Here is a 21977-nt window from a genome sequence, read left to right on the forward strand (position 1 = left end):
TTAAAAATGCATAATAACTTATTTATAAAAATTATAGCTTTGCTACATATTTTTTATTAGCATTTTAAAATTGTAGCAAAGCTTATAAAATTAAATATCTACTATTGGTTTACACTATAGTTTGGTGCTTCTTTTGTAATATTAATATCATGTGGATGACTTTCTCTAAGTCCAGCAGATGTTTGAACTACAAATCTAGCTGTATTATATAAAGTTTCTAAATCCTTAGAGCCTAAATATCCCATACCAGATCTAATACCACCAACTAATTGGAATATAGTATCAGAAACAAATCCTTTATAAGCAATTCTTCCTTCAACACCTTCTGGAACAAGCTTTTTATTTCCTTCTTGGAAATATCTATCCTTAGATCCACATGCCATTGCTGCAAGTGATCCCATGCCTCTGTATACTTTATAGCTTCTACCTTGATATATTTCTCTTTCTCCTGGTGCTTCATCACAACCTGCAAGAAGTGATCCCATCATACATACTTTAGCTCCTGCAGCTAATGCTTTAACCATATCCCCAGAATATTTAATACCACCATCAGCAATTACTGGTATCCCATATTTTCTAGCAGCTTCAACACAATCCATAACAGCTGTTAATTGAGGTACTCCTACACCAGCAACAACTCTTGTTGTACAAATTGAACCAGGTCCTATACCAACCTTAACACAATCAGCACCAGCCTTAATTAAATCTTCTGTAGCTTCAGCTGTGGCAACATTACCAGCTATAACTTGAAGATCAGGATAAGCTTTTTTAACTTGAGTTACAGCATCTAAAACGCCCTTTGAATGACCATGAGCAGTATCAAGAACAATTACATCAACTTTAGCTTTAACTAAAGCTTCTACTCTCATCATCATATCTTTTGTTACTCCAACAGCTGCACCACAAAGTAATCTTCCTTTAGAATCCTTTGCAGCATTTGGATATGCTTTAGTCTTTTCGATATCTTTAATAGTAATTAATCCTTTAAGATTTCCTTCATTATCTACTAAAGGTAACTTTTCAATCTTATGTTTCTTTAAAATTTCTTTTGCTTCTTCAATTGTAGTATTTTCTGGAGCAGTAACTAAATTTTCTTTAGTCATAACATCTCCAATTTTTTTAGAAAAATCTGTTTCAAAAGTCGTATCTCTGTTTGTAAGAATTCCAACTAGTTTTCCGTTAACTGTTATAGGAACTCCTGATATTCTATATTGAGCCATTAAATCTTCAGCATCTTGAAGTGTTTGTTCTGGTGTTAAGAATATAGGATCTGTAATTACTCCATTTTCTTGTCTTTTTACCTTATCAACTTCTTTTGCCTGCTCTTCTATTGTCATATTTTTATGTATAACGCCTATGCCACCTTCTCTAGCCATTGCAATTGCCATCTTAGATTCAGTAACTGTATCCATTCCTGCACTTATCATTGGTATGTTTAAAGCAATTGTCTTTGTAAGATTAGTTTTTAAGGAAACCTCTCTTGGTAGTATTTCTGATTTGTTAGGCATTAACAAAACATCATCGAAAGTATAACCTTGTTTTAAAATTGTTGCCATAAAAAATATCCTCCCTTTTGAAACTTATTTATTTTTTGTTTACTTTTTTAATAAAGCATACCAAAAAAATCCTATTTTTGCATATAAAAAAAACGACATAGTCGATTAATGTATAGTATGCCATTGATTAATTAATAAAAAAATAAAATTTTAGCATGCTAAATCAAAATACAGATTATCTGTATTTTGAGTTTTCAAATTAAATTTATTATAATGTATCAATTTGTCAAAGTCAATAGAATACAAATGTAAAATTGAATTTTGACATATAAAAATCAATTAAAAAACAATAAATATCAGAAAAACATTGTAATTTATCATTATTTTTTATGGCATGCAAACTTTATCATTTTCAACTTTAAAATCTTGTTTACCTTCTACAATTTTTTGAAGTTCTCCATATGTTAATGTATCATCTACATTATCAATATAATTATCATCATTATCCTTATCAAGTTTTAAATAGTTACTATCAATAATTTTGTTTTTAAATGTCTTATAAGTATCATCCTCTTTTATTTGTTCTGCTTTATTGAAGTTATATGTTTGAGCAGCCATAACAACTTCCCTAGCCCCTACTAAAGCTTTTGTTTTTTTAGCCTCTTCAATATAACCTGCTATCTTAGGAATAGATACTGCAGATAAAATAGCTACTATTGCCATTACAGCTATAAGTTCAACTAATGTAAATCCTCTTTTTACGACTTTATTATTATTTAGTGGAAATATTTCTTTTTTCATATCAATTACTCCTTAATAATTATATTTTCCTTACGGATATTATAATTATTACCACTTATTCAATTTTTATAATATTGTCCACTAATTTTTTTATAAAAAGCTATAGCAAAAAGGCTATGCACTTTTTATGCATAGCCTATATAATTATTTTTCTTATTTAATTTTAGTACATTCCTTCCATTCCTGGAGCACCTGCTGGCATTTGAGGTTCCTTTGATGGAATTTCTGCTACTGCTGCTTCTGTTGTTAAGAATGTAGCTGCAACTGATGCTGCATTTTGAAGTGCTGATCTTGTAACCTTAGTTGGATCAACAATTCCACCCTTAACCATATCTATATATTGATCGTGAAGGGCATCATATCCCATTCCAGCTTCACTATTCTTTATCTTATCTATTATTACTGATCCTTCAAGACCTGCATTAAATGCAATTTGTCTCATTGGTTCTTCTAATGCTCTTACTATAATGTTTATACCAACTTGAGTATCAGGTACATCAGATTTTAATTTAGCTACTTCATTTATTATATTAACATATGCAGTACCACCACCTGCTACTATACCTTCTTCAACTGCTGCTTTAGTTGCATTTAAAGCATCTTCTATTCTTAATTTTCTTTCTTTAAGTTCTGTTTCTGTAGCTGCTCCTACTTTAACAACAGCAACTCCACCTGCAAGTTTTGCAAGTCTTTCTTGTAATTTTTCTCTATCAAATTCTGAAGTAGTTTCTTCTATTTGATTCTTAATTTGGCTAACTCTTTCTTTTATTTCTACAGAGTTTCCTTTACCATTAACTATAGTAGTATGTTCTTTAGTTACTTTTACACTATCTGCCTGTCCTAACATATCTAAAGTTACATCTTTAAGTTCTCTTCCAAGTTCTTCTGAAATAACTTCACCACCAGTTAAAATAGCTATATCTTGAAGCATTTCTTTTCTTCTATCACCAAAACCTGGAGCTTTTACAGCAACACATGTAAATGTTCCTCTTAATTTATTAACTACTAATGTTTGAAGAGCTTCACCTTCAACATCTTCAGCTATTATTAGAAGCTTCTTGCCACCTTGAACTATTTGTTCTAATAATGGTAATATTTCTTGAATATTTGAAATCTTCTTGTCAACTATTAATATATATGGGTTATCAAGATTTGCTTCCATCTTTTCAAGATCTGTTGACATGTAAGCTGATACATATCCTCTATCAAATTCCATACCTTCAACTACATCAAGTTCAGTTCCCATTGATTTAGATTCTTCTATAGTAATAACACCTTCGTTACCTACTTTTTCCATAGCATCTGATATTAATTTACCTATATTTTCATCTGCAGCTGAAACTGATGCAACTCTTGCTATATCTTCTTTTCCATCAACTTTTTTAGAAATCTTTTTAATTTCTTCTACTGCCTTTTCTACAGCCATGTTAATACCATTTCTAAGAAGCATTGGATTAGCTCCTGCAGTTACATTTTTAAGTCCTTCTCTTATAATTGCTTGTGCTAAAAGTGTTGCTGTAGTAGTACCATCACCTGCTACATCATTTGTCTTTGTTGCAACTTCTTTTACAAGTTGTGCTCCCATGTTTTCGTATGGATCTTCAAGTTCAATTTCTCTTGCTATAGAAACACCATCATTTGTTATAAGTGGAGCTCCAAACTTCTTATCTAAAACAACGTTTCTTCCTTTAGGACCTAAAGTTACCTTTACAGTATCTGCTAATTTATCAACACCAACTTGCATTGCTCTTCTTGCATCTTCACTAAATTTAATCATTTTTGCCATAATATAATTACCTCCTAATTATTCAACTATTGCTAATATATCTTCTTGTTTAAGTATAGTATATTCTTCTCCAGCTACCTTAACTTCATTTCCTGCATATTTAGAATATAAAACTTTATCGCCAACTTTAACTTCCATTTCAACTCTTTTACCATCAACTATTGCACCAGGACCTACTGCAACTACTTCAGCTTCTTGTGGTCTTTCTTTTGCAGCTCCAGTTAAAACTATACCGCTTTTAGTTTTTTCCTCTGCCTCTAACTTTTTAATTACTACTCTTTCTCCAAGTGGTTTAATATTCATTAAAATTCCCTCCTTAAATTTTATATATATTATTAATTTATTATTTTTCATTTGTTAGCACTCACTCCATTAGAGTGCTAATACAATTATTATAATATATCTTCATGATATTTTATTCAAATAATACAATATATATTATACCCTCAATTTAGCCGATTATATGCTATTTCCTAAAAATATTGCAATATTACTCACTTTTTCTAAATAATTCTTTATTATAAATAATTAATTGTTACTTCAATAGTATATTTAATCAAAATACCAACCCACTTAATCTTAAGAATTAATTTTATAAAAAAAGTGCTACCAATTACATAAATAATTGATAACACTAAAATTTATATATAAGGCTTGTTTACTTTTCTAAGTTTATACCAGTAAATTCTTCAATTTTTTCATCAGCTAAAACTGATTTTCTTGATGCCTGCATATTTTCTTTCATGAATTTTCCCTTTGCTTTCATTGTAGGTGTTATTTTAGATGCACCATTTATGCAACCACCTTCACACATCATACCTTCAATAAAGTTTCCTGGCATTTTTCCTACTTTGGCCATAGTCATTGTTCTTTTAATTTCATCAGGTCCAGATGCCTTAACAGGTTTAAATTCTATATCTATGTTCTTATCCTTAACATAGTTTTGTATAGCTGCAGTAAGACCACCTAAGGCTCCAAAACCTCTACCAAATGTTGATGCTTCATCTACTACTTCATCTTCACATTCTGCCGGATTTATGTCAAAAGCTTCAAATAACGCAGCTAATTCTTCAAATGTTATTACATAATCAGTTGAATCTTTTAAATTTTTCTTAGCAGCTTCACTCTTTTTAGCTGTACAAGGTCCTATAAACACAACCTTAGCATCCTTGTCTTTCATCTTTATATATCTTCCTGCTGCAACCATAGGTGATACAGTTCCTGATATTCTATCTACCTGATCTGGGAATACCTTTTCTATATATGAATGGAATCCAGGGCAACATGAATTTGTCATGTACTTATCTCCTCTTTCCATTCTTTCTACAAATTCATTACTTTCATGAACAGTTACTGCATCTGCTCCACATGCAGCTTCAACCATATCTACAAAGCCTAATTTTTTAATTGCATTTTTTATTTGTCCATATTTTACCTTCATTCCAAATTGACCAGCTATTGCAGGTGCAACTGTTGCATATATCTTTTCCTTATTTGATAATGCCTTTGCAACAGGAACAATTAAACTCTTATCTGAAATAGCACCGAATGGACATGCAGCCATACATGCACCACAATTAATACATTTACTTTCATCTATTTTAGATCTTCTAGTTTCTTTATCTATTTCTAATGCTCCAGTTGGACAGACAACCTTACATGGTCTCATAACTTCTGCTATAGCATTGTATGGACAAGCTTTTTTACACATACCACATTCTTTACATATTTCATAATTTATAAACGCTCTTCCATTAATATAGCTTATAGCACCAAAGTTACAAGCTTCTTGACATTTATGGGCCACACAATTTCTACAAGAATCTGTAACAGAATACTTATTTATTGGACATTTATCACAAGCTGATTCTATTACATACATTATCTGTTCATTTTCTTTTATATCTATTAAATTCTTATTTTCACTATCTCCATTTGCTAAAAATCCTGCTGCAAGTTTTGCTCTTTCTAAAACTATTGCTCTTTCCTTATATACGCAACATCTATAGTGGGCTACATCGCCTTTTATTACTTCGTAAGGAATCTTTTCTATATTTTCTTCTGTAACTAAATCCTTCATTGCTAATTTTGCAACTTCTGTCAAAACTTCATGTTTTAATTTACTCAAACGATTTTCAAACTCAAACATTATTTTCCTCCATATTATTTTTTCACCACACATTATATAGATTGTTATAAAAATAACAATCTATACATATTATAACATACTTTAAAAGTAAAATAATGCATATATGGAGTTTTTAATTTATTTTTAGCTTTTTCTTCCAAACAATATACTTTTTATACTGTATACTTTACTTTATTAATAAATTAATAATTATATTTAAATAAAAATGTTAATCTATATTTATCCTATTTTCCCTTGCATTATAAAATAGGTATTGCTGAGCAAATCCAGATAATTCTTTAAATTTATTTCTAGCAAAAATTCTTATTTTATTTAGGGATACATCTTCTATACCATAAAAATGTATCATAGCTCTTTTTACCCATACATCAACAGGAAACGCAGATGTTTTTTTCATAGAAAAAAGCATTATGCAATCAGCAACTTTACTACCTACTCCCTTAAATTTTTGAAGTTCTGTGTGGCATAAATCATCATTTAATTCTTTAATGTAATCAAGATTATATGATTCATCTTCATTATTTAATAGATTATTTATAGTATCTACTATATATTTACTCCTAAAAGATGCTCCTGTTTCTCTTATTTCATCCTCCGTAGCACCTGAAATCTCTTGTATAGTTGGAAATGCATAATATGTTTCTCCATTATATGTTATTTTTTTGCCATATTTTTTTGAGATTCTCTCAATTGTCCTTGAAATAACAGGAATACTATTTCTTGCAGAAATAATAAAACTAATAAGCATTTCAAACGGTTCTTGATTTAATATTCTAATACCGTATCCATACTTTACACTCTCTTTTAATATAGGATCTTTACTTAGTTCCTTTTTTATACTTGTATAATCTCTATGTAAATCAAAATATTCCAGCCATATATTATAAAAATCATCTTTTGTTGAATTTAATATTGTTACAGTATCATCTTTTTGAATAACTTCAATAACTCTTTCATAAGCAACACCTACATAATCTAATTCCTTTATCTTTTTCCACCTAAAACATTGACCACATTCTGCAATTTGCTTTATGTTGAAATTTTCTACATTTTTTAAAACTATACTATTGTCATTACAAATTATCTTTTTAAAATCCACTTTATCACCTCATTATTTCTTATTATACACTAAAAAAGTACTATTAATTCCAAATATAAAGCAACCTATTTTATGTACTATTTGTAAAATTTCAAAGAAAATTATAAATTCTAAAAATTATATGACGAAAATTATTTATGATATGAAATATAATAGGGAGATGATTAAAAATGATTAATACTAAAAATAAACTCATAAATAAGATTTACAATCTTGATGAATTAGGTAAATACAATTGTACGGTATTATGCTTTTTAACATTTGAAGAAATTATTTTAACAATTGTTTATTTAATAAATGCAATACAAGGAACCTTTAATGTAATTTTAGATTCTGCATTAACACTGCTGTTTCTTGCCACAATTATACTAGGTTGGACAAAATTTATTAAAAAGCCTAATAATAATTTTAACAAGCACCTTGTTTCTTATGGCTTTGCATTGTTTTATACAATTATTTTAATTGGTTCAAATAATACTTCTTCTGTAACTTATGTTATACCAATGGTAATAGCTATTACTGTATATAGGGATATTAAATATTCTGCAGAAATATGTATATGTATTGTAATTGAAAATATAATTTTTTCTTTTTTATATTACAATGGAACTCTTAATGCTCAATCTAATTTAGAACAAATATTATTGCAATTGTTAATTATTACATTAACATGTATATGTGGTGTGTATGTTTCATTTATAAATCTTCATATTAGTAATGAAAAACTAAAAAACATAAATAACCAAAAAAATACTTTAACTGATATGATAAAAAAAATAACAACAAAATCTCATAATATATCTGATAAAGTTACTGAAATAGAAGGAAAAATGAACATACTAGAAACTTCATCAATAGATACAAAAAATTCAATGGCAGAAGTAAAAACAGGTTCTACAAATACTGCAGATGCAGTGCAAAATCAATTAATAAAAACAGATGAAATTCAAGAACACATAAAAACTGTAAAATCTGCTTCTGAAACAATCGATTCAAATGTAATGGAGTCACAAAACTTAATTGGAGATGGTCAAAATTCAATTGATAATTTAATTAATTACGGAAAGATATCTAGCCAATCAAGCACTAAAGTAAAAGTTGAACTGGAAAAATTAAATGAATATACATCTAAAATGAATTCCATTGTTGAAGTTATAGACAATGTTGCAGATGAAACTAGCCTTTTATCATTAAATGCATCAATTGAAGCAGCAAGAGCTGGTGAAGCTGGTAAAGGTTTTGCTGTAGTTGCTAGTGAAATTTCAGACCTAGCAAGTCAAACCCAAAGCGCAACTGGAAACATAGGATCACTTATTGAAAATATTACAAAAGAACTTTCAATAGTTGTAGAATTAATTAATACATTAATTGAAAATAATGAGACACAAAATAATTACGCCATAAATACTGCTGAAAACTTTAATAAAATTTCAAAAAATTCTTCAAACATAAAAATACTTTGCAGCGAACTAAACAACAATATAAATATACTTGATGCTGCTAATATTTCAATAACTGACGATATACAAACTATAAGTGCAATTACAGAAGAGGTTTCTGCTCATTCTGAAAATACCTTTGAAATAAGTAACAAAAATGTTGAAATAGTAAAGGCTGTAAAATCACTTGTAAATTTACTAAATGAAGAATCTAACGAATTGAAAAAATTAGGGAACAAATAGTAAAAAGCGTAACTAAGTATATAATTACATACTTAGTTACGTTTTTTTATTTTACACTGCCTTCTGTAATAGATCTTATTATTTGTTTTTGGGCTATCATATAGAATATAATAACTGGAATAATTGTTATAACAAGCCCAGCCAATGCTAAATTCCACTGCTTAGTAAATTGTCCAAAGAAATAAAATGTTTTTAGTGGTATAGTCTGAGTACCACTTTTATTAATAACAAGTGATGGAAGTAAATAGTCATTCCATATCCAAACAAGATTTAAAATAACTACAGTAATAGTTGTAGGTTTCAAAAGTGGAAAAATTATATACCAAAATGTTTGAAATTTGCTACATCCATCAATCATAGCAGAATCATCTAAATCTCTTGGAATGCTCTTTACAAATCCATGATATAAAAATATTGAAAGTGATGATCCAAAGCCAAAATACATAAATATAAGACCTGGCACATTAAGCATATTAAGTTTACCCATAATATTTACAAGTGGAAGCATTACAGCTTGAAATGGTACTAGCATTGATACAACAAACATCATAAAAATTATATTACTCTTTTTGCCTCTGGTTCTTTGTAAATTCCATGCTGCCATGGAGGTAAATATTACTATAATGGCAATACTTACTACTGAAACAAGTACAGACATTCCAAAGGCTCTTAAAAAATCTAGTTTTTCAAAGGCATCTACGTAATTGTCAAATACCCACTCTATGGGCATTTAAAATGACTGCTTTAGCTTGAGCTTGACCCATTAAGTTCTTTTGAAATGCAGTATTATATATATTCATAGCCATCATTTGAGTAGCATTTCCAGGACCACCAGAAGTTAATGAAAGATTTTGATCATAAAGCTTAAATGAATTAGATAATGTTAAAAATACACTTACAGTAAATGCAGGTCTTACAAGTGGGAAAATAATGTGCCTAAGCCTATGCCATTCCAATCTGTAAATGAATAGTATATCCCCATAATAAGTGGAATCAAAACAACTAATATAAATGCCACAAGTACAGGCGCTAAAAACAGCCAAAAAGATATTTTCTTCTTCACAAAAGCTCTCCCCTTTACATCTTTAAGTTTATTTCTTTGTTTATTGATTTCTAGCATTGCTCCAAGTTTCTTTTTGAGTTTTTACAAATTGTTCCCATGTATAGTCACCACTAAAGTATTTTTGCATGTCAGCTCCTATATTGTTTTCTCCCCATCCTGTAGGATATCCCATAAATACCCAAGGCATTGTTTTTCCTTCATTACAATATTTAATAACAGATTTTGATAAAGGATCCTTAGGCTGCAATTCATCAGAATCATAACCTTTAATTGCTGGAATAAAATTAAAATCATTTATAATTCTTTTTTTACCTTCATCAGAAGTATAAAGCCAATTTAAAAAGTCTTTAGCTGCTTCCTTTTCCTCATCAGTTTTAGTAGAATTTACAGCCCAATAATATGGAACTCCCACAGGAATTTTCCCTTCTGAAACACCTTCAAGAGGCATTGGTAATATTCCTACGTTATCTGCTATTTTTTCATCAATTCCTTTTAATGTCCCATAAATCCAATTTCCCTGTTGAATAATTGCTGCTTTTCCTAGTGCAAATTGCTTTTCAACTTGTGTAGAATAGTCAACTCCATTAACTGATGAATCTTTTCCATCTGGTTTATATGCATATTTTAATTCTAAATCCACTAATTTTTTTAATTGGTCTGCATATTTAAATTCTATACTTTTTGATTCATATGCTTCCTTAGAACTTTTAAATTCATTAGAAAAAGCTACATTAGTTAAATGAAGTCCCTGTACCCACTTTTCGTTTCCAGGAAGTACAAATACACTATCTATTCCAAGTTCAGCCTTTTTAGAATCTAATGTTTCAAATGCCTTTTGCAACTCATCAAAAGTAGCTATTTTCTCTGCATCAATTCCTGCCTTGCTTAACAATTCCTTATTATATACAAGGCCATACCCTTCTTGTGCTAATGGCATTCCATAAACTTTGCCATTTAATGTTACTGCATCTAATGTTCCATCATATGCTTTTTGAACCCAACTTTCAGCACTTAGATCTTCCAATTTATCCTTCCAATCATTTGCATCTTGAGTGCCTCCAATATTATATATAACTGGTTCTTCTCCAGAACTAAATTTTGTCTTAAGTGCTGCATTATAATCACTTCCGCCACCAACAGTTTCAACATTTATCTCTACATTAGGATTTTCTTTTTCATATTCTTTTGCCGCATCCTCTAATGCCTCCTTTGCTTCTACTTTGTATTGAAAAATATCCACGCTAACCTTTTTGCTATTGCTACTTGAATTACATCCTTCAATACTAAATACTGACAAAACTGTTGCTGTTAATGTTAATAAAGCTACCAATTTCCTTACCTTTTTCATAAAGTCTCCCCCACTTTTTATAGATTTTGTAAAAAACAAATTGAAATATAAATAATTTAACTTCCATATTATATATTATGTATTATGTTCTAAAAAAATTACCATATTATGTATTTTTTTTATTGAAATAAGGTAAAAAAAACTAGCTTGGCTAAAAGCCAAACTAGTTTTTTTAATGAAATTACATTATTTATTTTGTAAATATTCGTGTATTCCCTTTGCAGCTTTCTTTCCAGCTCCCATAGCAAGTATAACTGTAGCAGCACCTGTTACTGCATCTCCACCTGCAAATACTCCTTCTCTAGTAGTAGCACCAGTTTCTTCTGAAGCAACAATACACTTTCTATTATTAATTTCAAGTCCCTTAGTTGTAGATGAAATTAATGGATTTGGTGATGTACCAAGTGACATTATTACTGTATCTACATCAATTTCAAATTCTGAACCTTTAATTTCTACTGGTTTTCTTCTTCCAGATGCATCTGGTTCTCCAAGTTCCATTTTAATACATTTTATAGATTTAACCCATCCATTTTCGTCTTCAACAATTTCTACTGGATTAGTTAATAAATCAAATATTATTCCTTCTTCTTTAGCATGATGTACTTCTTCAGCTCTTGCTGGAAGTTCTTCTTCACCTCTTCTATATACTATGTGAACCTCTGCTCCTAGTCTTAAAGCTGTTCTTGCTGCATCCATTGCAACATTTCCTCCACCAACTACGGCAACCTTTTTACCAGCTCTAATTGGAGTAGCATAATCATCCTTAAATGCTTTCATTAAGTTGTTTCTTGTTAAGAATTCATTAGCAGAACATACTCCATTAGCATCTTCACCTTTAATTCCCATAAATCTTGGAAGACCAGCACCTGATCCTATAAATGCTGCTTGGAATCCTTCTTTGTCAAATAACTCATCAATTGTAACAGTTTTACCTATAATAACATTTGTTTCAATTTTTACACCAAGTTTTTTAAGGTTTTCTATTTCACCCTTAACAACTGTAGATTTAGGTAATCTAAATTCTGGTATACCATAAACTAAAACTCCGCCTGCTTCATGTAATGCTTCAAATATAGTTACATCATAGCCTAGCTTTGCTAAATCACCAGCACAAGTTATACCTGCAGGACCACATCCTATTACTGCAACTTTTTTACCATTTTTAGGAGCAGTTTGTGAAAGATCTACATTATGTTCTCTTGCCCAATCAGCAACAAATCTTTCAAGTTTACCTATTGATATAGCTTCACCCTTAATTCCAAGTACACATTGGCTTTCACATTGCTTTTCTTGTGGACATACTCTACCACAAACAGCAGGAAGTGCAGAAGCTTCAGCAATAATTTTAGCAGCTTCAGCAAAATTACCAAGCTTAACTTGTTCTATAAATCTTGGAATTGGAACACTAACTGGGCATTTTCCAACACATCTTGGATTTTTACAATTTAAACATCTTGAAGCTTCAGCCATTGCTTCTTCTTCATTATATCCTAAACATACTTCTTCAAAATTAGTTGCTCTAACTTTTGGATCTTGTTCTCTAACTGGTATCTTTTTCATTCTATCTACTACTTCCATTACTTGTCACCTCCACAATGACCACATCCACCGTGATGCGTATCTCCTTCTTCTTCTTTAAGTTTAGCTCTTCCTTCTTCAGTTTTATACATAGCTTGTCTTCTCATTGCTTGGTCAAAATTAATTAAATGGCCATCAAATTCTGGTCCATCAACACATGCGAATTTAACTTCATCTCCAACAGTAACTCTGCATGCACCACACATTCCAGTACCATCAACCATAATAGGATTCATACTTACAATAGTTTTAATATTTAATTCTTTAGTAAGTAAGCAAACAAATTTCATCATTATCATTGGTCCTATTGCTACTACTAAATCATACTTTTTGCCTTCATTTTGAACTAAATCTTTTAATTTATCTGTAACCATTCCCTTAAAGCCTGATGAACCATCATCAGTTGCTAAATAATAGTTACCTGCTACTTCTTTCATTTCATCTTCAAGAATTACTATATTAGTATTTCTAGCACCAACTATTACATCTGCCTTAACACCTTTTGAAGCAAGCCATTTTACTTGAGGATAAACTGGTGCAGTACCAACTCCTCCTGCAATAAATAATATGTTCTTTTTCTTTAATTCATCTATGTCTTCATGAATTAATTCAGAAGGTTGTCCAAGTGGTCCAACAAAATCTCTAAAAGAATCTCCTTCTTCGTATTTTGCCATTTCAATAGTTGAAGCTCCAATAGTTTGGAAAACTATTGTAACTATTCCAGCTTCTCTGTCATAATCACAGACAGTTAAAGGAATTCTTTCTCCTTTTTCATCTGTTTTAACAATAACAAATTGTCCTGGTTCAGCTGATTTTGCAACTCTAGGTGCATATACATCCATTAAGTATATATTCTCGTTAAGTTGCCTTTTTTTCATTATTTTGTACATGGTTTTCTAACCCCCATCTTACTGCTATAAAGCATTTTTTTATATACACTTATTAATTATACAATATTATCAAAAAAATTAACATATTATTTTACTTTTTAATTGTGGTAATTATACCAAACAAACATTTATTACCCAATATTTGATAGGCCTCTTAAGAAATCACCAATAACCCCTGGGAGTACTGTTGTAACAGTTCTAATTACAAATATAAAGAAAATTATAAAAAAGGCATAAAAACAAAGTGCTTAGAAAAATATTTTCTAAGCACTTTGCCATTTACATAGCAGTAAAGAATTACTTATTGTAATCGTAGAATCCCTTTCCTGACTTTCTTCCAAGCCATCCAGCTCTAACATACTTTCTAAGTAATGTACAACATCTATACTTACTATCACCAGTTTCATTGTATAATACATCCATTATAGCAACTACTATATCAAGACCAACTAAATCACCTAATGCTAAAGGTCCCATTGGATGGTTAGCACCAAGCATCATAGCAGCATCAATATCTTCAGCAGTAGCAACGCCTTCTTGAAGAATGAAAGCAGCTTCATTAATCATTGGGATTAATATTCTATTTACAACAAATCCTGGAGCTTCCTTAACTTCTACTGGAGTCTTTCCTATTTTTTCAGCAACAGCTTTAACTGCATCAAAAGTTTCTTGAGATGTAGCAGCACCTCTTATAACTTCAACAAGCTTCATAACTGGAGCTGGATTAAAGAAATGCATTCCTATAACCTTATCTGGTCTCTTTGTAGCTGAAGCTACTTCAGTTATTGAAAGAGAAGATGTATTTGAAGCTAAGATTGTTTCTGGCTTACAAATTTCATCAAGTTCAGCAAATATTGATTGCTTTATTTTCATATTTTCAACAGCTGCTTCAACAACTAAGTCACAATCAGCTGCAAGTTTCATATCAGTAGTTCCTGATATTCTTGAAAGTATAGCATCCTTATCTTCTTCGCTCATTTTTCCTTTAGCAACTCTCTTTTCTAATCCTTTTTGGATTCCTGCTATTCCTCTTTGAACGAATTCTTCTTTAATATCTCTAACTATAACTTCGCATCCTTTTTGAGCGAAAGCTTGAACGATACCAGAACCCATAGTTCCTGCACCAAGTACAAATACTTTTTTCATTATTGTTCCCTCCAAATAATATTATTCAGCTTCTTTAATTGCCTTTGCTTGTGCAATTAATTCAGGTAAAACTTTCTTAACATCTCCAACTATTCCATAGTCAGCAACTTGGAATATTGGTGCACTTTCATCTTTGTTAATTGCAATAATCATATCAGAATCTTGCATACCAGCAACGTGTTGAATAGCTCCTGAAATACCACAAGCTATATAAATTGATGGTTTAACAGTTTTACCAGTTTGACCAACTTGATATGCATTTTCTATCCATCCTTTTTCTACAGCAGCTCTAGATCCAGCAACAACTCCACCTAAAACATCTGCAAGTTCCTTAAGTAATTGGAAGTTTTCTTTAGATCCAACTCCTCTACCACCAGAAACTATTACTTTTGCTTCTGAAATATCAATTATATCTTTTGCAGTTTTAACTGTTTCTATAACCTTTGTTCTAACATCGCTATCAGCTAATTCTACTTTAACTTCTTCTATTTGACACTTGCTTGGATCAGTAGTAACTTTTTCGAATACTCCTGGTCTTACTGTAGCCATTTGAGGTCTGTGATCTGGGCAAGCTATTGTTGCCATTAAGTTACCACCAAATGCTGGTCTTGTAGCAAGTAATCCACCATTTTCAACTTCAACATCAATTGATGTACAGTCAGCTGTAAGTCCTGTAGATAATCTAGCAGCTATTCTTGGACCTAAATCTCTTCCAATAAATGTAGCTCCTACAAATAAGATTCCTGGTTTTCTTTCATTTGCTAAATCACAAATTACTTTTGTGTAAGCATCAGTTGTATAATGCTCTAAATTTTTATCTTCAGCAACTAATACTTTATCAGCACCATGTTCAGCTAATGTATTTGCTAATGCTTTTACATTGTTACCTAAAAGTACAGCTGTAAGCTCAACTCCTAATTTATCTGCAACTCTTCTACCTTCTCCAAGTAGTTCTAAAGATACTTTTTGTAATTCGCCTTCTCTTTGTTCAGCGAAGACCCAAACGCCTTTATAATCTGCTATGTTCATAATAAACTTTCCTCCTATATATTAGATGTAGTGTTTTTCTTTTAATTTTCCTAAAACGTAAGCTACTGCTTCCTTAGGTGCTTCTTTAACTAATTCGCCAGCTCCCTTAACTTCTTTAGTCATTGACTTCTTAACTTTTGTAGGTGAACCTTTTAATCCTAATTCGCTTGCATCTACATCTATATCAGCTGCAGTCATAACTTTTATTTCATCATCAGATGTTTCAAAGATTCTTGAAACATTCATGTATCTAGCTTCGTTTAATTCTTCAATTGCAGTTAATAGACAAGGAGTCTTAACTTCAACAATTTGATGTCCATCTTCTAATGCTCTGTTAACTACTAATGTATCACCTTTAACTTCAACATTTTGAACATATGTTACTTGAGGAATTCCTAAATGTTCAGCTATTTCTGGTCCAACTTGTGCAGTATCACCATCAATTGCTTGTCTTCCAGCAAATATTAAATCATAATCGAATTTCTTTATAAGACCAGCTAAAGCTTTTGAAGTTGCTAAAGTATCAGCTCCTCCAAGTACTCTATCAGTTAAAAGTACAGCTTCATCTGCACCCATACATAATGCTTCTCTAAGTGCTGCTTTAGCATTAGGAATACCCATGCTAAGAACTGTAACCTTTCCTCCAACTTGTTCCTTTAATTGAAGAGCTCCTTCTAATGCATGCTTATCTTCTGGGTTTATTATAGCTGGAACTCCATCTCTAATTAATGTTCCAGTTTTAGGATCTATCTTAACAGCTGTAGTATCTGGAACTTGCTTTAAACAAACTACTATATTCATTATTTAGTGCCTCCTATCTTAAAATGTTTCCTGAGATAACCATCTTTTGAACTTCTGAAGTTCCTTCGTAGATTTCTGTTATCTTAGCATCTCTCATCATTCTTTCAACTGGATATTCCTTAGTAAATCCGTATCCACCAAAGATTTGAACTGCCTTAGTTGTTACTTCCATAGCAACTTCTGCTGCAAAAAGTTTTGCTCTAGCAGCTTCTACTGTATAAGGTTTACCCATTTGCTTATTCATAGCAGCTTTATATACTAAATGCTTAGCAGCTTCTATCTTAACATCCATTTCTGCAATATACCATTGTAATCCTTGGAATGCAGCAAGTGGTTTCTTAAATTGTTTTCTTTCTTTCATATATGCAACAGCTTCTTCGAAAGCTCCTTCTGCAATACCTAAAGCTTGAGCAGCAATACCAATTCTTCCACCATCAAGAGTGTGCATTGCTATCTTGAATCCTTTTCCTTCTTTTCCGATTAAGTTTTCCTTTGGAACTATACAATCTTCCATAATAAGTTCTGTTGTTGAAGATGCTCTAATACCCATCTTATTTTCAACATTACCTATTGAGAATCCTGGAAAGTCTTTTTCTACGATAAATGCAGAAATTCCTCTAGTTCCTTGGCTCTTATCAGTCATAGCAAATATTATGAAAGTTTCAGCAACTCCACCATTTGTTATGAATATTTTTGAACCATTTAATACATAATGATCACCATCAAGTACTGCAGTTGTTTGTTGTCCAGCTGCATCTGTTCCTGCATTAGGTTCAGTTAAACCAAAAGCACCAATTTTTTTACCTGAACATAAATCTGGTAAATATTTAGCCTTTTGTTCTGGAGTACCATTTTCATCAATTACTGATGCACATAAAGATGTGTGAGCAGAAAGAATAACACCTGTAGTACCACATACTTTAGATAATTCTTCAACAGCTATGATGTATGATAATACATCTCCACCTGCTCCTCCTACTTCTTTAGAAAATGGAATACCCATCATTCCAAGTTTACCCATTTTTTTAACATTTTCCATTGGGAATTGTTCTGTCTCGTCGATTTCTGCAGCAATTGGTTTAACTTCATTTACTGCGAATTCTCTAACCATTTGTTGCATAAGTTGTTGTTCTTTAGTTAATTCGAAATTCATTTAATTAACCCTCCTTAAATATTCTTATAAAAACAATTTTATTTGTTTTGGAAGTTCTTTTCTTTTCTTCTTTCTAAGAATGCTGTCATTCCTTCAGTTTGGTCACTGCTAGCGAAACACTTACCAAAGTTTTCAGCTTCAATTTCTACTGCCTTATCTATTGATACTTGCATACCTCTATTTATAGCATCTTTACTCATTCTAACTGCTATAGGAGCATTAGCTATAATTTTTGATGCCATAGCCTTTGCTTCATCCATTAAACTTTCTAAAGGTACAACTTTATTAACTAATCCAATTCTATAAGCTTCATCAGCTTTAATGTTTCTTGCTGTATATATCATTTCTTTAGCCTTACCAAGACCAACTATTCTAGCTAATCTTTGAGTGCCACCAAATCCTGGAGTAATACCTAAACCAACTTCTGGTTGACCAAATACAGCTTTATCAGAAGCAATTCTTATATCACATGCCATTGATATTTCACAACCACCACCTAGCGCAAATCCTTGAATTGCAGCTATTACAGGCTTGTTTAAGTTTTCAAGTCTTAAAAATACTTTGTTACCTAATGAACCAAATTCTTTTCCTTCATTTTCATTTAAATCTTTCATTTCTGAAATATCAGCACCAGCTACAAAAGATTTTTCTCCAGCACCTGTTAATATAACTGCATAAATATTAGAATCATTTTCTAAATCAGCAATTACAGTATCAAGGTCCTTTAAAGTTTCTGAATTTAGAGCGTTTAATGCCTTTGGTCTATTGATTGTTACAATAGCTAAATGTTCTTCTTTTTCAAGAATTACGTTCTTTAATTCCATTCCTTTTATCCTCCTTAATTTTTGAACTTGCTTTATTTACAAAATTTCTTTTTAAAGAAATATTGTTACTAAATTATTAATTATTTTTTGCACATTTTTTTATTTTGTTAATATTATAACAATGTGTATTAAAAAAATATTTAGAGATTAAAACTACTCCAATTACGATTATATATGTTTATTCCTTTTTTTGCAACATATAAAAGTCTAAAAATGCTTTATTATTTAAAGATTATACAAGTGCAAAAATTTCAATTATTTATTTTGATTTCTTGTATGAAGCAAATATATAAGTGTCATTAAACTTTCACTTAAATGAACATTTTCAACAATTACGTCACTTGGAACATTTAAATCTACAGGTGCAAAATTCCATATACCTTTAACACCTTCATTTACTAGCATATCACATACCTTTTGAGCATTAAGTCTTGGTACACATATAATACCAATATCAATATTGTTATTTTTTATATGGCTAGTTAACTTATCCATTTGTTGAATTTTTACGCCTCTTATTTCTTTTCCATTAAGCTTTGGATTTGCATCAAATATCCCAGTTAAATTGAATCCAATATTATCAAATCTAGTATAATTAGCTATAGCTTGTCCGATATTACCGGCTCCTACAATAACAGTATTTTGAACAGTGTCTAGTCCCAATATTGTGTTTATTTGACTATAAAGTTCTTTTACATTATATCCATATCCTTGCTGTCCAAAATCCCCAAAGCAATTTAAATCCTGCCTAATTTGAGATGCTGTAAATCCTATCTTCTCCCCAAGTTCTTTAGATGAAATTCTATCAACTTCATTATTCATGAGTTCTTCAAGATATCTATGATACTTAGGCAATCTTTTAATAACAGCCATAGAAATATTTTTCTTCTTGTCCATCAATGATCCTCTTTTCTTTTTTAATATCTTATTTTATATTAACATAAAATTTATACTATTACCTAATATTTTTTATCAACAATTTTATTAAAAAAGCAATACAAAATGTAAATAAAAACATCTATCATCTTATATTGCTTTTAATTTAATTTACTTTATATTAAAAAATGCTTTTTTGCCTCTATATTCTGCAACGCCTTCAAGTTCCCCTTCTATTCTAAGCAATTGATTATATTTTGCTACTCTTTCAGATCTTGCTGGAGCACCAGTTTTAATTTGCCCTGCATTTACAGCAACAACTAAATCTGCAATAGTAGTATCTTCAGTTTCACCTGATCTATGAGAAACTACTGCAGTATACCCTGCTCTATTTGCCATTTCAATAGCATTTAATGTTTCTGTTAATGTACCAATTTGATTTAATTTAATAAGTATGGAATTTGCAACTCCCTTTTCTATTCCATTACTTAATCTTTCAGTGTTTGTTACAAATAAATCATCACCTACAAGCTGTACTTTATTACCCAATCTTTCAGTCATAAGTTTCCAACCTTCCCAGTCCTCCTCAGCCATTCCATCTTCAATAGATATTATAGGATATTTTTCAACCCATTTTTCAAAGAAAGATACCATTTCTTCAGCATTTAATGTTTTACATTCATGCTCTAAAACATATTTACCATCTTTATAATATTCAGATGATGCAGCATCAATAGCTATAAACATATCTGCTCCTGGTTTATATCCAGCCTTTTCTATTGCTTCTATTATTACTTCAATAGCTTCTTCGTTTGATTTTAAATTTGGTGCAAAGCCACCTTCATCACCTATAGCTGTTGAATATCCTTTTGAAAGCAATATCTTTTTTAATGTATGATATACATTAGAACACATTTCAATGGCTAAGCAAAAACTTTCAGCACCAACAGGCATAATCATAAATTCCTGCAAATCTACTGAATTATCTGCATGAGAACCTCCATTTATTATATTCATCATAGGCACAGGTAAAACTTTAGCATTAACTCCTCCTATATATTGATACAATGGAATTTCTAAACTTTGTGCTGCAGCCTTTGCTACAGCAAGAGATACTCCTAAAATAGCATTTGCTCCAAGTTTTCCTTTATTAGGTGTTCCATCTAATTGAATTAATAATTTATCTATATACGTCTGATCAAATACATTACATCCTATTAATTCATCTGCTATTAATTCATTTATATTTTTTACTGCTTTAAATACACTCTTACCTTGATATAAATTCTTGTCATTGTCCCTAAGTTCAACAGCTTCATACATTCCTGTAGAAGCACCTGATGGAACAGCTGCTCTTCCTACAGTTCCATCTTCAAGATAAACTTCAACTTCAACTGTTGGAAAACATCTAGAATCCAGTATTTGCCTTCCTACTACATCTATTATTTCAACATACTTCTTCATATAAAAATCCTCCTTAAACTACATTATCTATGATAGTATTAGCTTTTGAATGTTTTTTATTCTTGTTTTTAATTAATAATTAACCAAAGTTAAAGCCAAGACAAATGATATATCCTTAAGCAGATTTTTATTATTTACATTATCTACTTAAGGAAACATATCAAAAGTCCTGGCTTATTTTATTGAAATATCGTATTCTTTTATTTTTTCTATGCAATATTTATTAAATTTCTCCTGCCATTCAATTGCCTTTTTTTCATCTAGTCTAGATACATTATCTAAAAATTCATCAAGCACATTAAGTTTAAACAACCCTTTCATTAAATGTCTTGGATATGAAACTTTCTTACTGAAACATTTTTTAGGATCAATAACCATAATCTTCTTTTTTTTACACACATATAAATCTTTACAACGTGAATCAATTTTCGTAAACTTTAATTTTTTAAATTCCTTCAATACATAAAATATGTTTTCAGAAATTTTATTATCTAAGCCATATTCTTTTATGTATTTATCTAACTTAATTCCGTTTACCATATCTCTAGTTATATATAATTTACCACACCTATACATTTTAGGAAATGATTTAGATTTACCTGTTCTTGATAAAATATATGATTCATCTCTACATACTTTGGACTCTACAAATATTTTTACAACTTTATTTTCAGGAAGCTTATACACAATTCCGTTATTTCCCTGTCCAAGAAATTCTGCCTTCTCAAACAATTTTTCAGTATAAAAATCAAATTCTGCTGAATAGCAATGATATTTCTTCATTAAGAA

At 30.5% G+C, this 21977-nt stretch carries 20 protein-coding genes; 1 reads left to right on the forward strand and 19 read right to left on the reverse strand.

Going from position 1 to position 21977, the window contains the following annotated elements; translation table 11 throughout:
- Positions 1-101: 101 nt before the first annotated feature.
- From guaB to ACTNAO_RS08780, 6 genes are all read right to left on the reverse strand, one after another.
- Positions 102-1556, reverse strand: coding sequence for an IMP dehydrogenase (guaB, locus tag ACTNAO_RS08755; protein ID WP_441028202.1), 1455 nt, complete (start codon positions 1554-1556; stop codon positions 102-104).
- A gap of 327 nt (positions 1557-1883) precedes the next feature.
- Positions 1884-2297, reverse strand: a complete 414-nt coding sequence (locus tag ACTNAO_RS08760; RefSeq protein ID WP_441028204.1) for a type II secretion system protein — start codon at positions 2295-2297, stop codon at positions 1884-1886.
- A gap of 163 nt (positions 2298-2460) precedes the next feature.
- Positions 2461-4083: a chaperonin GroEL gene (gene groL / locus ACTNAO_RS08765; RefSeq protein WP_441028205.1), complete on the reverse strand. Its 1623-nt coding sequence runs from the start codon at positions 4081-4083 to the stop codon at positions 2461-2463.
- A gap of 18 nt (positions 4084-4101) precedes the next feature.
- A complete protein-coding gene (groES, locus tag ACTNAO_RS08770; RefSeq protein ID WP_441028207.1) occupies positions 4102-4386 on the reverse strand; it encodes a co-chaperone GroES in 285 nt (94 codons plus the stop codon).
- A gap of 355 nt (positions 4387-4741) precedes the next feature.
- Positions 4742-6232 (reverse strand): 4Fe-4S dicluster domain-containing protein, encoded by a 1491-nt coding sequence (locus tag ACTNAO_RS08775; RefSeq protein WP_441028209.1) that lies wholly within the window; start codon positions 6230-6232, stop codon positions 4742-4744.
- A 208-nt stretch (positions 6233-6440) separates the two neighbouring features.
- Positions 6441-7331: a DNA-3-methyladenine glycosylase family protein gene (locus ACTNAO_RS08780; RefSeq protein ID WP_441028211.1), complete on the reverse strand. Its 891-nt coding sequence runs from the start codon at positions 7329-7331 to the stop codon at positions 6441-6443.
- A gap of 170 nt (positions 7332-7501) precedes the next feature.
- Here ACTNAO_RS08780 and ACTNAO_RS08785 point away from each other — a divergent pair, with 170 nt between their 5' ends.
- Complete coding sequence (locus ACTNAO_RS08785; protein WP_441028216.1) at positions 7502-9013, forward strand: methyl-accepting chemotaxis protein; 1512 nt, start codon at positions 7502-7504, stop codon at positions 9011-9013.
- A 46-nt stretch (positions 9014-9059) separates the two neighbouring features.
- Here ACTNAO_RS08785 and ACTNAO_RS08790 read toward each other — a convergent pair whose 3' ends face one another.
- The 13 genes from ACTNAO_RS08790 to ACTNAO_RS08850 form a co-directional block, all read right to left on the reverse strand.
- The gene (locus ACTNAO_RS08790) at positions 9060-9743 is read right to left on the reverse strand and encodes a carbohydrate ABC transporter permease (RefSeq protein WP_441028218.1); all 684 of its coding nucleotides are present in this window, start codon (positions 9741-9743) and stop codon (positions 9060-9062) included.
- Positions 9721-10056, reverse strand: coding sequence for a carbohydrate ABC transporter permease (locus ACTNAO_RS08795; protein WP_441028220.1), 336 nt, complete (start codon positions 10054-10056; stop codon positions 9721-9723). The genes ACTNAO_RS08790 and ACTNAO_RS08795 overlap by 23 nt, the downstream gene beginning before the upstream one ends.
- A gap of 60 nt (positions 10057-10116) precedes the next feature.
- Positions 10117-11424, reverse strand: coding sequence for an ABC transporter substrate-binding protein (locus ACTNAO_RS08800; protein WP_441028222.1), 1308 nt, complete (start codon positions 11422-11424; stop codon positions 10117-10119).
- A 186-nt stretch (positions 11425-11610) separates the two neighbouring features.
- On the reverse strand, positions 11611-13005 hold the full coding sequence (gene gltA / locus ACTNAO_RS08805) for an NADPH-dependent glutamate synthase (RefSeq protein ID WP_441028224.1): 1395 nt from the start codon (positions 13003-13005) through the stop codon (positions 11611-11613).
- A complete protein-coding gene (locus ACTNAO_RS08810; protein ID WP_441028226.1) occupies positions 13005-13895 on the reverse strand; it encodes a sulfide/dihydroorotate dehydrogenase-like FAD/NAD-binding protein in 891 nt (296 codons plus the stop codon). Before ACTNAO_RS08810 ends, gltA begins: the two co-directional genes overlap by 1 nt.
- A 297-nt stretch (positions 13896-14192) precedes the next feature.
- Complete coding sequence (locus ACTNAO_RS08815) at positions 14193-15041, reverse strand: 3-hydroxybutyryl-CoA dehydrogenase (protein WP_441028228.1); 849 nt, start codon at positions 15039-15041, stop codon at positions 14193-14195.
- Positions 15042-15062: 21 nt separating this feature from the next.
- Positions 15063-16070 (reverse strand): electron transfer flavoprotein subunit alpha/FixB family protein, encoded by a 1008-nt coding sequence (locus ACTNAO_RS08820; protein WP_441028229.1) that lies wholly within the window; start codon positions 16068-16070, stop codon positions 15063-15065.
- A gap of 21 nt (positions 16071-16091) precedes the next feature.
- Complete coding sequence (locus ACTNAO_RS08825; protein WP_441028230.1) at positions 16092-16871, reverse strand: electron transfer flavoprotein subunit beta/FixA family protein; 780 nt, start codon at positions 16869-16871, stop codon at positions 16092-16094.
- Positions 16872-16884: 13 nt separating this feature from the next.
- Positions 16885-18024: an acyl-CoA dehydrogenase gene (locus tag ACTNAO_RS08830; protein ID WP_441028232.1), complete on the reverse strand. Its 1140-nt coding sequence runs from the start codon at positions 18022-18024 to the stop codon at positions 16885-16887.
- A gap of 38 nt (positions 18025-18062) precedes the next feature.
- Positions 18063-18848, reverse strand: a complete 786-nt coding sequence (locus ACTNAO_RS08835; RefSeq protein WP_441028234.1) for a short-chain-enoyl-CoA hydratase — start codon at positions 18846-18848, stop codon at positions 18063-18065.
- Between the two features lie 255 nt (positions 18849-19103).
- Positions 19104-19745, reverse strand: coding sequence for a redox-sensing transcriptional repressor Rex (locus ACTNAO_RS08840; protein WP_441028236.1), 642 nt, complete (start codon positions 19743-19745; stop codon positions 19104-19106).
- A gap of 150 nt (positions 19746-19895) precedes the next feature.
- Entirely contained in the window at positions 19896-21188 is a 1293-nt protein-coding gene (eno, locus tag ACTNAO_RS08845) for a phosphopyruvate hydratase (protein ID WP_441028238.1), read from the reverse strand.
- A 174-nt stretch (positions 21189-21362) separates the two neighbouring features.
- Entirely contained in the window at positions 21363-21971 is a 609-nt protein-coding gene (locus ACTNAO_RS08850) for a protein kinase (protein ID WP_441028240.1), read from the reverse strand.
- Between the last annotated feature and the right edge of the window lie 6 nt (positions 21972-21977).

This window comes from Clostridium sp. HCP1S3_C6, assembly GCF_052066735.1.
Taxonomy (GTDB): Bacteria; Bacillota; Clostridia; order Clostridiales; family Clostridiaceae; genus Clostridium.

Coding starts and splice junctions, on each gene's coding strand:
- guaB (WP_441028202.1), bottom strand. CDS start 1,556: ATGGCAACAATTTTAAAACAAGGTTATACTTTCGATGATGTTTTGTTA.
- ACTNAO_RS08760 (WP_441028204.1), bottom strand. CDS start 2,297: ATGAAAAAAGAAATATTTCCACTAAATAATAATAAAGTCGTAAAAAGA.
- groL (WP_441028205.1), bottom strand. CDS start 4,083: ATGGCAAAAATGATTAAATTTAGTGAAGATGCAAGAAGAGCAATGCAA.
- groES (WP_441028207.1), bottom strand. CDS start 4,386: ATGAATATTAAACCACTTGGAGAAAGAGTAGTAATTAAAAAGTTAGAG.
- ACTNAO_RS08775 (WP_441028209.1), bottom strand. CDS start 6,232: ATGTTTGAGTTTGAAAATCGTTTGAGTAAATTAAAACATGAAGTTTTG.
- ACTNAO_RS08785 (WP_441028216.1), top strand. CDS start 7,502: ATGATTAATACTAAAAATAAACTCATAAATAAGATTTACAATCTTGAT.
- ACTNAO_RS08790 (WP_441028218.1), bottom strand. CDS start 9,743: ATGCCCATAGAGTGGGTATTTGACAATTACGTAGATGCCTTTGAAAAA.
- ACTNAO_RS08800 (WP_441028222.1), bottom strand. CDS start 11,424: ATGAAAAAGGTAAGGAAATTGGTAGCTTTATTAACATTAACAGCAACA.
- gltA (WP_441028224.1), bottom strand. CDS start 13,005: ATGGAAGTAGTAGATAGAATGAAAAAGATACCAGTTAGAGAACAAGAT.
- ACTNAO_RS08810 (WP_441028226.1), bottom strand. CDS start 13,895: ATGTACAAAATAATGAAAAAAAGGCAACTTAACGAGAATATATACTTA.
- ACTNAO_RS08815 (WP_441028228.1), bottom strand. CDS start 15,041: ATGAAAAAAGTATTTGTACTTGGTGCAGGAACTATGGGTTCTGGTATC.
- ACTNAO_RS08820 (WP_441028229.1), bottom strand. CDS start 16,070: ATGAACATAGCAGATTATAAAGGCGTTTGGGTCTTCGCTGAACAAAGA.
- ACTNAO_RS08825 (WP_441028230.1), bottom strand. CDS start 16,871: ATGAATATAGTAGTTTGTTTAAAGCAAGTTCCAGATACTACAGCTGTT.
- ACTNAO_RS08830 (WP_441028232.1), bottom strand. CDS start 18,024: ATGAATTTCGAATTAACTAAAGAACAACAACTTATGCAACAAATGGTT.
- ACTNAO_RS08835 (WP_441028234.1), bottom strand. CDS start 18,848: ATGGAATTAAAGAACGTAATTCTTGAAAAAGAAGAACATTTAGCTATT.
- ACTNAO_RS08840 (WP_441028236.1), bottom strand. CDS start 19,745: ATGGACAAGAAGAAAAATATTTCTATGGCTGTTATTAAAAGATTGCCT.
- eno (WP_441028238.1), bottom strand. CDS start 21,188: ATGAAGAAGTATGTTGAAATAATAGATGTAGTAGGAAGGCAAATACTG.
- ACTNAO_RS08850 (WP_441028240.1), bottom strand. CDS start 21,971: ATGAAGAAATATCATTGCTATTCAGCAGAATTTGATTTTTATACTGAA.